The sequence below is a fragment of the Salipiger sp. IMCC34102 genome, assembly GCF_004145405.1.
Taxonomy (GTDB): domain Bacteria; phylum Pseudomonadota; class Alphaproteobacteria; order Rhodobacterales; family Rhodobacteraceae; genus Loktanella.
In genome coordinates this window covers 1-13,506 of record NZ_SELQ01000005.1, presented here as the reverse complement: position 1 = coordinate 13,506, position 13,506 = coordinate 1, and the positions used below count along the sequence as shown (strand labels likewise).

The window sequence follows — 13,506 nt, the reverse complement described above, 5'->3', positions numbered from 1 at the left end:
CCCGCGGGGCGGTCCACTCAACCGGTGGGCAATTGCAGCGCATAGGTGCGCCCGCCTTTCACGAAATTCAGCGCGGAATCGCCGATGGCGGTGACGCGGCCACCGTCGAGGGAGGAGCCGATCTCGACCTTCACGTAGCGCCCGTTGCCCAGACGCACAAGTGCGCGGCGGGCGTTGGGACGGCCGAAGACGCCGACGAGGTTGATGCGGCGCAGGTTGATCACGTCGTCCTGCGTCGCGGCGCGGGCGACCGTGGCCGTGGGCCGGCCGACGGGGGCGGCGGTGGCCGGCGCGGCGACCTGCGGCTGGGTGGCGGGGCGCTGGACGACCGCATCCGCCTGCCGCTGGGTGGTCGCGGTTTGCGCCCGGGCGACTGTCTGCGCGAAATTGCCGGGACGTGCGCCGGGGCGCCGGGTCACGCCGACGGCGCGGGCCGTGCGGTTCGAAAACGACGATGGCGCCGCTGCCGCCGCGAGGGCGGCGGTGATCGCGTTGATATCCGCAGGTGCGGGGGCCGCGACCTCCTCCGCGACTTCCTCGGCGATATCGTCCGCCACCGCATCTACCTCGGCCTCCGGGGCAAGGTCACTCGGACGGCTCGGCGGGCGCGAGGACGCAAGCCAAGCGGGCGCGGGCTGGATCGTCACCGTGGGCGACAGGCTGGAGAATCCCACCGGACGCAAGGACGGCCGCAGGTCGGGGGCGCCTTGCGTCACGACGACCGCGGGAGTGTCCTGCGGCGCTGCGACCGCTGCATCCTCGGGGCGAAGCGGTGGTCGGCGATCCGGCGCGCCTTGGGTGACGACGACGACGGGGGTGGTGTTGACGGGGGTGGTGATCTCGACCGGGTCGACCGCGTCTGCAGCCTGGGAAGCGGGATCTTGCGCAGGCGCCAGGCCGTCGGGTCGCAGGGTCGGACGCTGGTCCGGCGCGCCTTCGGTGACGACGACGGGGGCGGTGTTGTCCGTCGCCTCCGGCGTGTCGATTTCGACGGTTTCGGTGCGGATCTCGAGCGCGGGATCGGCTTCCACTTCGGCCTCGGGCGCGGCCTGTGACGGGAGGCCCTGCGTCGGCGTGTCGATCCGGACGGTCGCGGTTTGGACGCCCTCGGCAACCTCTGCGCCGGTCGGAGCGGTGGTCGCTGAATCGGGCGTGTCGATCCGGACCGGGTCGGCGGCTGCGGCTTGCGGTGCCAGCCTTTCGGGCCGGACGCGTGGCTGGACCGGGGGCGGGCCCGCGATCAGGCGCACCCCTTCGGGCAGATCGGGATCGGCCGTCTGCGGCGTGACGGCGGTGATGGGCACAGGTTCCGGCGTTCCCGGGCGGGGCGCCGGGCGCAGGTCCGGGGCACCGGCAAATAGCAGCGCACCACCCGGCGTGACAACCCCCTCCGGCGTTGCGAGGATCCGACCGCGCAGATCGCGCGCGAACTGGATCCCGGCGGCGGGGGGATTGGGCTGGGCGCTCAGCGCGGCATCCGGCGCGTCGGTGCTTGCGTGGGGGGCCTCGGGCCGCGCCACGGTGGGCACGTCGGTCAGCGCGGTGGCCTCAGGCCGGGGCGCTTCCGTCGTTTGCGGGCGCGGCACCACGGCGATCCGGGGCGCGCGCTGGTAGACGCCGGTCGCGGCGTAGATGCGGTCCGCTTCCGCCGGGGTCAGCACGCCGCTGCTCGGGGCGCGGACCACGGGCAGGGGCGGCGCTTCCGCCGCGGGCGCCTCGGATTCGAGAGCGGAAGGGGCGGAGGATGCGACGGGCTCTTCGGGCACCAGCGCGGGGGCCACGGCGGAGGGCGCCTCTGCCGGGGCGGAGGCTGTGACGGTGGTGTCCGGATCGGTCGATGCGTCGTCTCCAACCGGCGCTGTCGCGACGTCCTCCGGTGCTTCGTTCGGTGTGTCGACCGGTGCGGCGGCGACTTCGACGTCTTCGTCGTCGGTGCCGAAGAACCAGGAGATCCCTTCGTCCGGCAAGGTGGAGGCCCAGAAGCCGACCAGCAACAACACGACCAGCAGCGCCCCGGTCAGGATGAGACCCATGAAGCGCGGGGTGCGGCCACGGGCGCGGGGGGCATCATCCGGCAGGCCGACCGGGGCTGCGTCGCGGGCGCGCGACTTGAGGTAGCTCACCTCTTCGGACGGTGAGGGGTCGAGCGCCTGATCGGCGGCGACGCCGGGTGCGAGGGCTGCCGTGCCGGGTGCCCGGACCGCGGCCCCGAGCGCTGCGCGGCGTGCGGGATCGTGCGGCATCTCCGCCCGCAGGGCGGGGCCGCTCGCGGCCTTGCCCTTGCCCATGGGGGGCGGTTCCTTGCGGTGCGTGAAGAGCGGCTCCTGCGGCGCGCCGCCGACGGGGGTGGAGCGCGTGGCGGACCCGGCGGGCTTCGGACCGGCGGGCATCGCGGGGGCGGCCTCCGGCGCGGCAGGGCGGCCCTTCACGGTATGCGGGTCGGCGGGCGCTTGCGGCGACTCATCCGCCTGCGTGGTCACGGATTTCCAGGTGCCGCCGATCGGCGTATCCGTCGCGTCAGCTGCGTCAGTTGCGTCGGCCGCATCCGGCAGGCCGAGGCCGTCGCGCGGCGCCGTCGGGGGTGTCTCGACCGGGTCCGCAGCGGCAGCGGTCGTGGCCGCGGCTGCCGCGCCGGGCATGGCGCCGGCTGCCAATGGACCCGCCTCTCGGCCTTCGGCGCGCGGCGTGAAGAGGGGGGCCGATTTGCCGCCGGTATCGCCCGGCTCGGGGAGCGGCGGTTCGACCTCTGCAGTCGTGGCAACCCGCTTATCGACGTCTGCATCGGTTGCCGTCGCCTCGACGACGGGCCCGTCCGCTTGGGCCGGAGACTCTTCGGAGGAAGCGGCGACGGGTTCGGGCTCGATCGGGTCAGGGTCCGCAGGCGCTTCGCCGGGTTTGGTCGATACGCCGTGCTCTCCGGACGACGACGCACCCAATTTCGCGACCCCGGTGGCCAATGGCGGCACGGTCTCGCGCGTGACCGAGACGGCGGGATCGACGGGGCCGAAGAAGATCTCCTGCCCGCCGTCTTGCGGTTCGGCCACGTAGCAGACGGGCCGGAACCCGTTGTCTTCCGCGAAGGTGCGCGCCTCTTCCAGCGTTTCGCGCGCGCAGGCGGCGATATGGGTGCGCCCGTCCGCATGGATGTAGTCGATGGCCAGGTCGTCCAGCGCGTAGGGCGTGGTGCCGTCGAGGGCGGCCTCCACCTGGGCACGATCGGCCTTGGGGGCGTCGATGGTGTCGAAGCGGATCTGGTCGCCGGGGATCACCAGGCGGCAGTCGAGCGTGTCGCGGCCCAGCTTGCGCGCATCCTCGCGCAGGTCGGCGAGCGCCGTGCGCAGGTCGGGCGCGTCAAGCGGGACATTGCCCACAAGATCCCAACCATCTGGTGCACGGTGCAGCAGGCGAATACCGTCAGAGGCGAATGAAAGCGCGAAGAAAGGCGTCATGTCATGGTCCTACCAGCCAAGCCCGCAATCGAGAACGGCAAATCCCGTTCGCGGCGAACCTATAGCAGAAACTCGCCGGGTCCAAGGTGGCGCACCGGCGCGCTGGCGGCCGTCCTTTGCACCCTGGCCGGTGCGGCGGCGGCGCAGGAAGGCGGCCTGACGGTGACGGGTCACGGCGAGGTGATGGCCGTGCCGGACATGGCGCGGATCTCCCTTGGCGTCACGCAGGAGGCGGAAACGGCGCAGGCGGCGATGACCGCCATGTCCGCGGACATGCGCGACGTGATGGCCGCGATCGCGGAAGCGGGTCTCGAGGACCGCGACATCCAGACTGGGTCGCTGCGGCTGGATCTGGTGCAGCAGTATGACCGCGAGACGGGCGAATCGACGATCACCGGCTACCGCGCATCCACGGACGTGGACCTGCGTGTGCGCGTGCTCGACGATCTCGGCCCCGTGCTCGACGCGGTCGTGGGCGAGGGGGCGACGCAGATCTCTGGCCTGGTGTTCGACGTGGCGGACCGCTCCGGGCTGCTGGACGAGGCACGCCGGTCGGCCGTCGCGGATGCCCGTGCCAAGGCGGAGCTTTATGCAGATGCGGCGGGCGTGACGCTGGGGTCGATCAGCGAAATGCGCGAGACGGAGACCGTGGAGCCGCCGCGACCGATGATGCGCATGGCGATGGACCAGGAAGGTGCGGGCCCGCCCATCGCGGCGGGGGAGCTTGCGATCAACGCCGACGTCACGGTGACCTGGGACCTGGGCGCGTAAGCGCGCGGGGCCCTGTGTTGTCTGCCGATCGGTCGGCAGCACAGGGCCTGTCCCGTAGGTGATGCGGGGCCGGACCGAACCCGGCCCCGCGGCACTCAGGCGGTGGCCTTGGCCAGCGCCTGGTCGAGATCGGCAATCAGGTCGCGGGCATCCTCGATGCCGATGCTGACGCGGACGATCTCGGGCGCGGCGCCGGCGGCGCGCTGCTGGTTTTCCTGCAACTGCCGGTGCGTCGTGCTGGCCGGATGGATGATCAGGCTGCGCGTATCGCCAAGGTTGGCGACGTGGCTGAAGATCTCGAGGCTGTCGATCAGCTTGACGCAGGCCTCGTAGCCGCCCTTGACCGCGAAGGTGAATAGCCCGCCCGCGCCCTTTGGGCAGATCGTCTTGCTGCGCTCGTAGTAGGGCGAGGAGTCCAGCCCCGCGTAGGTGACGTAGTCGACGCGGTCGTCATCCTCGAGCCACTTGGCAATCGTTTTCGCGTTCTGCACGTGGCGGTCCATGCGCAGGGACAGCGTCTCGATCCCCATCAACGTGTAATGCGCGGCCTGCGGGTTCAGCGTCATGCCCAGATCGCGCAGACCGATGGCGATGCCGTGGAAGGTGAAGGCCAGCGGGCCGAAGGTCTCGGCGAACTTCAAGCCGTGGTAGGCGGGCTCGGGTTCTGACAGCGAGGGGAACTTGCCGGACGCGGCCCAATCGAAGCGCCCCGAATCCACCACGCAGCCCCCCGTGACCGTGCCGTTGCCGGTCAGGTACTTGGTGGTCGAATGCACGACCAGCGTCGCCCCATGCTCGATCGGGCGGCAGAGGTAGGGGGTGGCGGTGGTGTTGTCGATGATCAGCGGGATGCCCGCGGCGTCGGCGATATCGGCCACCGCGCGCACGTCCATGATGTAGCCGCCGGGGTTGGCGATCGCCTCTCCGAAGATCGCTTGGGTGTCGTCGTCGATGGCGTCCCGCACGGCATCGAGATCGTCGAAATCGACGAAGGTCGCGGACCAGCCGAAGCGCTTGATGGTCTGGGTGAACTGCGTGACCGTGCCGCCGTAAAGCCGGGTGGAGGCCACGATGTTCTTGCCCGGTGCCATCAGCGGAAACAGCGCCATCAGCTGCGCCGCGTGGCCGGAGGCGCAGCAGACCCCGCCCGCGCCGCCTTCGAGCGTGGCGATGCGTTCCTGCAACGCCGCGACCGTGGGGTTGGTCAGCCGCGAGTAGATGAAGCCCACTTCCTGCAGATTGAAGAGTGCGGCGGCATGGTCGGCGTCGCGAAAGACATAGGCCGTGGTCTGGTAGATCGGCACCTGCCGCGCGCCGGTGGCGGGATCGGGGCGGGCGCCCGCGTGGATCTGCAGCGTGTCAAAGCCGTAGCCGGGGCCGTCGGGATCGGTGGACATGGGGTTACCTCCAGTTGCGTCGCGCCGACCCTAGCGGGCGGGTTGGGGTCGGGCAATCTCGGGTTCCGGACCGCTCAGTGGGTTTGCCGTTCGAGGCCTGCATGGGTATAGGCGCCCGGCTTGCCTTCATCGTTCAGTGGAATGACACTGAAGGAGCCGTCGGTTTCCAGGATCACGGCGCCGGTGTTCTCGAGCGCGTTGGCCGCGGACTGGCGAATGACGGTCAGCAGCTCGTCCTCGGTGACCCGCTCGCGGCGGCGCGCGCCGTGACAGATCTTTCCGTCGCGCACCAGAAGCGTGGCGTCGGATCGGACGAGGTCGGCTACGAAGCCGGACCGGACGGAACTCCAGGCCACGATCCATTGCAGACCGATGAGGGTCGCCAGCGCCAGCAGCCCTTCGGCCAGGGCCACGCTTTCCGACAGAAGGATCGTCGCCAGGGTCGAGCCGAGTGCGACCGTCACCACCAGATCGAAGGCGTTGAGCTTGGCCAGCGTCCGCTTGCCCGACAGGCGCAACATCAGCAAGAGCGCCGGATAGGCCAGAAGCGCCACGATCAGGGTGCGGGCCAGCCCCGACCAGTTCTGGAACAGCATCTCTGACAGCATTGCGGTCTCTCCTGGTGCGTTGACCAACGGGGCGGCCTGCGACATGTTCCGATCCGCGCCGTCTTGCGGCGTGTCTAAGGAGCCCATCGATGCCGCATCCCTTCCACCTTGCCTACCACGTCACCGACCTCGACGAGGCCCGCGCGTTCTACGGCGGTACCCTGGGCGCGGCCGAGGGCCGCTCGACCGAGACCTGGGTCGATTTCGACTTCTACGGCCACCAGTTGAGCCTGCACCTGGGCCAGCCCTTCGCCACGACGAATACCGGCAAGGTGGGCGATCACATGGTGCCGATGCCGCATCTGGGCATCGTGCTGCCCTTGAGCGACTGGCGCGCGCTGGCGGATCGGTTGCGGGACGCGGGAACCGACTTCGTGCTGGAGCCCTCGGTCCGGTTCGAAGGTGAGCCGGGCGAGCAATGGACGATGTTCTTCCGTGACCCTTCCGGCAACCCGATCGAGATCAAGGGCTACGCCGACAGCGCGGGGCTTTTCGCGACCTGACGGTCCGGCCGCTCAGCGCAGCCAGAGGTTCTTCGACTTGATCCGGTTGCGGATCTGCTGCTCCTTGCGGGGCAGGTCGTCCCGGTCGAACAGATCGCGGACCTTGTGGCCGCGGGCCTGGTAGATCATCCGCTTGAAGGGGTCGTATTTCTTCAGGTGCTTCTTGATCCTGTTGGGCGCGGCGACGGCTTCCAGCGTCCGGACCACCCGGTCGCTTTCACGGGCATAAAGCAGCGGCAGAACCCGCCAGTGGCAGGTGATATCCCCGTCGAGGCCGTCCAGCTCAGGCCCCGGACGCCCGCCGCCAAGGCTGTGGATCACCAGCGGCAGCGCCACCTGGTCGAGCCAGGGGTCGAGCGGCTGTATCGCGAGTTCCTCGGGCGGGTCGTCACGGATGCTCTGCGCCATGCTCAGGAACCGTTGTCCAAAGACGCCCGGGTCCGCGCCGAAGAACCAGCCCGCGTTGAAATAGAGATACCGCGCCCAGTATTCGTCCGGCTGGCTCAGGTCGATGCTGCTGTCGAAGTCCAGCCCGAACCGGTCGTAGAGCGATTTCCAGATTGCCGTATAGCCCGGCCAATAGACCTCTTCCACCGGCCAGGTCCCTTCCCGCCGCATCGAGGCGGAGGGGCGGTCGAAGTCGAAGGGCAGGTCGCTGAGCGGCCCCATGACCAGCGTGTCGGTATCGAGAAACAGGAACGGCTCCCCCGGCGGCAGGGCGGCCAGCCCCTCGATCTTGTTGCCGTAAGGGTAGTCCGCGCCGAAGACGCGCGAATCGAAGGGCGTCACTTCGGCGCCCAGTTCGGTCAGTGCCTCGGCGATCTCGGGGTCGATGCGCGGATCCTCGGGCCAGAGCGGACCGGGCTGCGGCTCCGCCACGATCAGGCGGCCGGTGAAACCGGGATCGTTCTCGCGCAACGAGGCGGCGAGCAGCAGCGCCTCGTACTGAAGGCGGCCTTTCTGGCCGACGATCATGATGTTGAACGATGCGGGGCCGGGCATGGCGGTCCCTCCTGGACGGTCCGGGGTGGTCCCTTCGGATGTGCCGCCTTTCGCGGCCCAGGTCCAGACGTATCGCAGAGCCCGCTGCCAGACAGGACGCGACCCCGTCCGGGACGTCGCGATGCACACGCGTCGCTGACGCCAGCATGCGGCCAGAGCATAGCGAACATTGAGCTTTGGGGGGGGTGTCACCCGTGGCAGCCCGTAGGGCTAGGGGATGCGTGTCCCAGATTGTCTCGCACAATCCGTTGTGATATCACGGCGATTTGGCACCAAATGTGGGCGGCTTTACGGTGTTGAGAAAACTTAGTCAGTGCCAAAAGGTGGAAAGAAGGGTGGACCGATCGCGATGGGAAAGCTGACGCATAAAGGCGCCCAGGCGATCAACAAGCCGGGCATGCACGGCGACGGTGACGGCCTGTGGTTGAAGGTTTCGCCGGCCGGGGGCCGATCGTGGGTCTTGCGGATCGCAGTTTTTGGCAAGCGCCGCGAGTACGGCCTCGGCTCGACCAAATGGGTCTCGCTCGCCGATGCACGAGAAACCGCACGTGAGATGCGGAAGGTCGCCCGCCAAGGTGGGAACCCGGAGACCGTTCGCGCTCGTCAGACCTTGAGCTTTCGGGACGCTGCCCAGCGCGTCCATTCCGCCCAGCTTCCAACCTGGAAGAATCAGAAGCACGGGGAACTCTGGTAGCGCTCGATGGAACTACATGTTCTACCTCTGATCGGGGATCGCGCGATTGAAACGATCGGTCCTGCTGAGGTCCTCGAGGTGCTGGCCCCCATCTGGAACGAGAAGCACGACACCGCACGCAGGATAAAGCAGCGGATCTCGGGGGTCTTCGATTGGGCGAAAACCGCGGGGCACTACGGGGCCGAGAACCCGGTGAACGGTATCGCCCGCGCTTTGCCTAAGGTGAGCAGGCAGGCCGAGCATATGGCGGCTCTGCCATGGCAAGAGCTGCCCGAGCTCATCGTGCAGCTCGCAGGGATCGAGGGTAGCACCGCGCGCCTGGTGGAGTGGGTGATCTACACGGCCGCCAGATCCGGCGAAGCACGCGCTGCGGTCTGGTCCGAGATCGACGGCGATGTCTGGATCGTGCCCGGCGAAAGGATGAAGCGCGGCCGGGAGCACCGAGTGCCGCTCTGCCATGCGGCGCTGGGCGTCTTGGACCAAGTGCATGAGCTGAACCCGAAACTGATCTTCCCGTCGCGCCATCGGAGGTCGGGGGTTCCCCATGACCAGCCCCTATCGGTGAACGCAGGACCGGCGTTGCTCAAGCGCATGGGATTTAGCCACATCACGTTGCACGGCTTTCGCAGTACGTTCCGCGACTGGTGTTCGGAAAGCGCGCGCGCTGATCGAGAGGTGGCCGAGGCCGCCTTGTCCCATGCAACCGGAAGTGCAGTAGAAAGGGCCTACAGCAGGTCGGACCTCTTCGAGCGGCGAATTTCCCTGATGGACGCTTGGGGCCGCTTCTGCACGGGCGCCCGGGGCGATGTGGTGGAGTTGACCAGGAACGCCTAGCGCGCGGCGGGTCCTTCCAGCGGGAGAATGGTCTATGGGTCTCCCACGTCGCAGAAAGTCATGTGTGCAAGGGCGCTCAGGCAGTTTTCTTCATCATGTCTTGATCGCGCTGGGCCGGTTATCCGAATTCGACGAACGCAACGTAGCGGTCGCGGGTCAAGATCGGGAGCAGTTCGTCCACCGACATGCCGATAGATAAGCCAGCAATGTCCGCAGGCACCGCGACAACATGTAGACCAGGCACCTCCGCGGCGCCCTTGATTCTGGCCGCGCCCCAGCGCTTTTCGGGAAACGCTGCCTGGCATATCTGCTTCGCTTGGGTTCGCCGATTCCTTGAAAGCTGGGCGGCATCGATCGGCCAGAACTGGTCCAAGATCAACAGTCCCGCTGGGTACGAGAACAGTAGGAACCGAAGGCCCTCGCTGCCGTTCATTCAGTGGTCGAACGCTTTCGCAGGCGTACCCCCACGCCCCCGCCGTTCTCTTCGATGAACTCGGCGCCTGCTTCTTGCAACGCCAATCGGATTGCTCTGATCGTTCGCTCCGAGGGGTTACCAGACGCCAGCTCGAATCCCGCAATCGTTCGTTTGGAGATCCCGGATGCTTTGACAAGGTCATCCTGCGACAGTCCAAGCATTGCACGTGCTCCACGGCACTGTTCCGGCGTCATAGATAGTCCTTGCACTTTTGATGTAATCCACGCTACGAGTGTGGTATGCACTTTTAATGTAGCCTGAAAATGGAGATCAGGACAATGGCACTTGAACGCTTTGGAGCGATCACTCCCCCTTTCCCTCGTGAAACTCTTGCTGAGCTGCATGACGGCATATCGCTTGCTCTCGACGCGCTGGGCGGCTCGGCTGTCCGCCGGCGGGACATTGAAGAGGCTCGGTCTCACCTGCGGTTCTCAATGCGCAAAGCTGATCGCCTGGCATCTTCGGGCGGTGAGGCGGGGAATGTCTGAGAAGTACTGGTTCTCGAGCGCGACGATCTCCCACCTGACCTTCAAAGACATCTGCCTGTTTCATCGAGGCCTGACGGCTCTGGCGAATGCTGTTCCAAGTGGCGCCGCAGGCGAGATCGCGATCTCATTGCTTCACGAGCTCGCGGCGGGAGCGCGGACACGCAAAGCCAGCAGCTTCGAAGAGATGCTGTGGAAGATCCTGTGCGTCGAAGACCCCGACGATGGTGAGGAAACGCGAGCCATGATCGCCGAGATCGGGCTTTTGCTGGGTGTCGAGCTGGAAAGCTGGCCGGCTTTTCCCAGCGCGGTGCGGCCGGGGAAACCGCCAGAGGAACAATAGGGAATCAGCAGGCAGCATAGGGACATGGATCAAAACGGAGGTTCCACATGTCTGCCCCACCACCCCAGCTGCACCGTGACGGCCGACCCGACCGGTTGCTTCGCGACAGTGAAGCGATCGCTATGCTGAATATTGGTCGATCAACGTTCCATCGAATGCATGCTGCGGGAGAAATACCCCGTGCCATCAAAGTCGGTGGTTGCACACGCTGGTGGCAGTCGGAAATTGAGGCCCACCTTATCGCGCTTTCGGAGTCTCGCGACCTGACCTACGTCTGAACGCGAAACGCCCCAGCTTCGGCAAGCTGAGGCGTTTTTAGCCAAACCATTCCCGTATCGAAACAGTAGAGATTCCTATGCGATCTACTCAATATTGCCAAGCCCGAACGGGTTGGCAATTCAATGTTCGTGAGAATAAATGGCCTGTCTTATGAGCCTTTCTGTCGTGAACGTTGTATATTCGCGCATAATCGGATCGCCTGCCCGAAAGTCAGTTCTTCTGTATTTGGCAGATCGCGCAAGCGAGGACGGTACTGGGGTTTGGTGTTCCAAGAACACCGTCGCCGAGGCCACCGAACTTGGGCGGTCTACCGTCATTAAGATTTGCGGAGACTTCGTCAGGGAAGGCATTCTGCTCGTCGTTGGCAAAAGAAAATGCGCTAGCGGTGCAACGACAGTCTACAACATCAATCTATCCTCGGTATCCGCGTTTCCTCTCGTGTCCGCAGAGCGCGAGGGGTCCCGCTGCGGGACCCCAAGCCGTCCCGGAGCGGGACCCAAACCACCCTTTAACCATCCATGAACAAGGTGGTGGTGGAGCATGCGCACGCGAGCCTGAAATCTCGACCTTTCGCGAACTGCTTATCGCCGCCTGCGGAGGTGACCCTGTGTCTGGTCTTATGGGGCCAACCGGTCAGCGTCTCGGAACGCCCACGCAAATGGTCGAGGTCAGTCGCTGGCTAACGGACCTCGGCCTAACCGAGCTCCAGATCCTCGATCAGGTGGCCGACACGATGGCCCGCAAGCGCGATGGCCCGCCCGGTAGTCTCGCGTTCTTTCGCAAGCCAATGGAGCGCCTAGCCGGTGCCCTCGCTGCGGAACCCCTGAAGCCCACCCCCCTCAAAGCAATCCCCGGAGGCCGACATGAACGAACTCGCCAAGGCGCCGACGCCCTCGAACAGCTCGCGGATCGTATTGAATCCGGCGAAGTCCGACTCGAATTCACTGATCACCTCCCTCCGTTCGCCCGAAGGTGACGAGTTGAATGCGGTGGATGCGCTGATCGTTCGTCGCGCCAGCACCGCGATCAACCTGGGGTTCGTCCCGGACTGGACACCGCGGGAGCGCGCCGATGTCGTCGCGGAATACGTCAAGGCCCTGCGCCGGTTCCCGGAATGGGTCGTCAACACGGCCTTCGACTACGCGGCTCGCACCATGGCACGCCGGGCCACCCCCGGCGAACTGGTGACGATCGCCACGCAGGCCCGCCGCCCGATCACGGACGAGCTCGACCGCCGGCGCCGGGCTGAGGACGACGAGCGCATCGCGCGCCAGTCGCTCGAAGCCGCCAAGCCCTCGAAGAAAGCCGCGGCGGAAATCTTGGAGCGCGCCGGGTTCACGCCCAACCGATTTGCTGCGGTCGGCCGACGCCGCATGGCTACCACCATTGAAGACCTGGCCGCAGACAGCGACCCGGCTAGACGCCCCGCGCACTGGAGCGAGGGACTGTCGGCGGATGACCCGCGCATGGTTGACCTTCGCAGAGCGCGCGAAGGCAATGCGCTGGTGCAAACGGCGCGGGCGGAGAGGGAAGGCGGGTGACCCACACCATTCGCCCGATTCAGCAGACCGTCGGAGCACCCAGCGAGATCCGCGTGAGCGACCTCACGGTCTCAGCCGCTGCTGCGTCCTTGCACGGCGGCGGCAGGTCTCAATGCTTATCGCGGTGCGCCGCGCCCACCACCGCGGGCCCACCGCGGGCCCACCGCGCCTGATAGGACAGATGGTCTCGTTCCTCGACCCGATGGGGCCGCTCTCACGGCATGCGCGGCGAGAATTTCCTCCCGCTTGCTGCGCATGTCACTTTTCACGGGTCCTTCCCCGGGGGGGATCGCATGCGGGTGTTCGATGTCGCAAAATCACACTTTTGAGTGCGGAAAAAAACGCGTTTCGTTTCGTTTTGCAGACCATGCGCCGGCTGGCGGGGCAGGCCGCTTCAAGTGCTGAAACCCCTTTCGTGGTTGAGCTTCAGTGCGAACAACGAGAGACCACCAAACTTACGAGAGCGGCTCCCAACGCCCGAGAAACCGAAATGGCCGAGCAGCATCGTGCGGTTAAAAAGGCATCCGCCGAAGTTGGCTAATAGATAGGTGTGAGGTGCCAGCAGAAGCGAGCCGGCTTTGATTTCACGACGGCACAGATTAGCGACGCTTTCGCGGTAGTGGATCGGCAGGGATTCCCATGTGACGCTCCATTGCTGATCGACACCTAAATCGTCATGCATAGGCAGAGCTGCCCGACACACGTGGGCACGGAAACCCATCAGGGCTTTTCAAGACAGATGACACTCGCTTTGAGTGGGCTGACGCTTGCTACGACGAAGGCTGGGATAGCAAAGGCGCGAAGCGCGGAGACATCAACTATCGCAGCGCTTCGCGCCTTTGCGTTGAGCGCGCTTCGCCGGCCTTTGGGACCCTGCGAAAGTACCAGGTTTCAAACACCCCAGAAATTTGATCGTCAGCAAAATTCTGATAGGATTGCCTCGGGTATTAGGTCTCAGGAGGGTAAGCTAGTGCGGAAGCCGACACAATCTGATGACCAATGACCTGCCACGGGATTTTTCCTCCACCGTCGATTAGAGTCCGGCCCAACCTGAGGACGGACAATGAAGCGAACGAGATTCACGGACGATCAGATCATCGGCATCCTGGCCGAGCATGAGGCCGG

Annotated in this window: 14 protein-coding genes; 7 read left to right on the top strand and 7 right to left on the bottom strand. The window is 66.2% G+C overall.

Annotated features, from left to right (window positions below; genetic code table 11):
• Window positions 1–17: 17 nt before the first annotated feature.
• Window positions 18–3,449 (bottom strand): hypothetical protein, encoded by a 3,432-nt coding sequence (locus EU805_RS11400; RefSeq protein ID WP_129764112.1) that lies wholly within the window; start codon window positions 3,447–3,449, stop codon window positions 18–20.
• 3 nt (window positions 3,450–3,452) lie between these two features.
• Between EU805_RS11400 and EU805_RS11395 the strand changes: the two genes are divergently transcribed.
• Window positions 3,453–4,220, top strand: a complete 768-nt coding sequence (locus EU805_RS11395; RefSeq protein WP_129764111.1) for an SIMPL domain-containing protein — start codon at window positions 3,453–3,455, stop codon at window positions 4,218–4,220.
• 95 nt (window positions 4,221–4,315) lie between these two features.
• Here EU805_RS11395 and EU805_RS11390 read toward each other — a convergent pair whose 3' ends face one another.
• Together EU805_RS11390 and EU805_RS11385 are read right to left on the bottom strand one after the other, a co-directional pair.
• Window positions 4,316–5,617 carry an O-acetylhomoserine aminocarboxypropyltransferase/cysteine synthase family protein gene (locus EU805_RS11390; RefSeq protein WP_129764110.1) on the bottom strand — a complete coding sequence of 434 codons (1,302 nt, stop codon included), beginning with the start codon at window positions 5,615–5,617 and terminating at the stop codon, window positions 4,316–4,318.
• Between the two features lie 74 nt (window positions 5,618–5,691).
• Window positions 5,692–6,270, bottom strand: a complete 579-nt coding sequence (locus EU805_RS11385; protein ID WP_370318199.1) for a DUF421 domain-containing protein — start codon at window positions 6,268–6,270, stop codon at window positions 5,692–5,694.
• A 44-nt stretch (window positions 6,271–6,314) separates the two neighbouring features.
• On the opposite strand from EU805_RS11385, the gene EU805_RS11380 reads away from it, so the two are divergent.
• Window positions 6,315–6,728, top strand: coding sequence for a VOC family protein (locus EU805_RS11380; protein WP_129764109.1), 414 nt, complete (start codon window positions 6,315–6,317; stop codon window positions 6,726–6,728).
• Between the two features lie 12 nt (window positions 6,729–6,740).
• Here EU805_RS11380 and EU805_RS11375 read toward each other — a convergent pair whose 3' ends face one another.
• Entirely contained in the window at window positions 6,741–7,730 is a 990-nt protein-coding gene (locus EU805_RS11375; protein ID WP_129764108.1) for a hypothetical protein, read from the bottom strand.
• A gap of 349 nt (window positions 7,731–8,079) precedes the next feature.
• Here EU805_RS11375 and EU805_RS11370 point away from each other — a divergent pair, with 349 nt between their 5' ends.
• Complete coding sequence (locus EU805_RS11370) at window positions 8,080–8,424, top strand: Arm DNA-binding domain-containing protein (RefSeq protein ID WP_129764107.1); 345 nt, start codon at window positions 8,080–8,082, stop codon at window positions 8,422–8,424.
• A 6-nt stretch (window positions 8,425–8,430) separates the two neighbouring features.
• On the top strand, window positions 8,431–9,258 hold the full coding sequence (locus EU805_RS11365; protein ID WP_129764106.1) for a site-specific integrase: 828 nt from the start codon (window positions 8,431–8,433) through the stop codon (window positions 9,256–9,258).
• Window positions 9,259–9,376: 118 nt separating this feature from the next.
• Here EU805_RS11365 and EU805_RS11360 read toward each other — a convergent pair whose 3' ends face one another.
• Together EU805_RS11360 and EU805_RS11355 are read right to left on the bottom strand one after the other, a co-directional pair.
• Window positions 9,377–9,631: a hypothetical protein gene (locus EU805_RS11360; protein WP_129764105.1), complete on the bottom strand. Its 255-nt coding sequence runs from the start codon at window positions 9,629–9,631 to the stop codon at window positions 9,377–9,379.
• 56 nt (window positions 9,632–9,687) lie between these two features.
• A complete protein-coding gene (locus tag EU805_RS11355; protein WP_242494148.1) occupies window positions 9,688–9,894 on the bottom strand; it encodes a helix-turn-helix domain-containing protein in 207 nt (68 codons plus the stop codon).
• A gap of 319 nt (window positions 9,895–10,213) precedes the next feature.
• Between EU805_RS11355 and EU805_RS11350 the strand changes: the two genes are divergently transcribed.
• The 3 genes from EU805_RS11350 (at window position 10,214) to EU805_RS11340 (ending at window position 12,381) form a co-directional block, all read left to right on the top strand.
• Window positions 10,214–10,561: a hypothetical protein gene (locus EU805_RS11350; protein ID WP_129764103.1), complete on the top strand. Its 348-nt coding sequence runs from the start codon at window positions 10,214–10,216 to the stop codon at window positions 10,559–10,561.
• 47 nt (window positions 10,562–10,608) lie between these two features.
• Window positions 10,609–10,839 (top strand): AlpA family transcriptional regulator, encoded by a 231-nt coding sequence (locus tag EU805_RS17950; protein ID WP_129764102.1) that lies wholly within the window; start codon window positions 10,609–10,611, stop codon window positions 10,837–10,839.
• A gap of 864 nt (window positions 10,840–11,703) precedes the next feature.
• A complete protein-coding gene (locus EU805_RS11340; RefSeq protein ID WP_129764101.1) occupies window positions 11,704–12,381 on the top strand; it encodes a hypothetical protein in 678 nt (225 codons plus the stop codon).
• A 394-nt stretch (window positions 12,382–12,775) separates the two neighbouring features.
• Here EU805_RS11340 and EU805_RS11335 read toward each other — a convergent pair whose 3' ends face one another.
• Window positions 12,776–13,063 (bottom strand): hypothetical protein, encoded by a 288-nt coding sequence (locus EU805_RS11335; RefSeq protein WP_165351936.1) that lies wholly within the window; start codon window positions 13,061–13,063, stop codon window positions 12,776–12,778.
• Window positions 13,064–13,506: the final 443 nt, after the last annotated feature.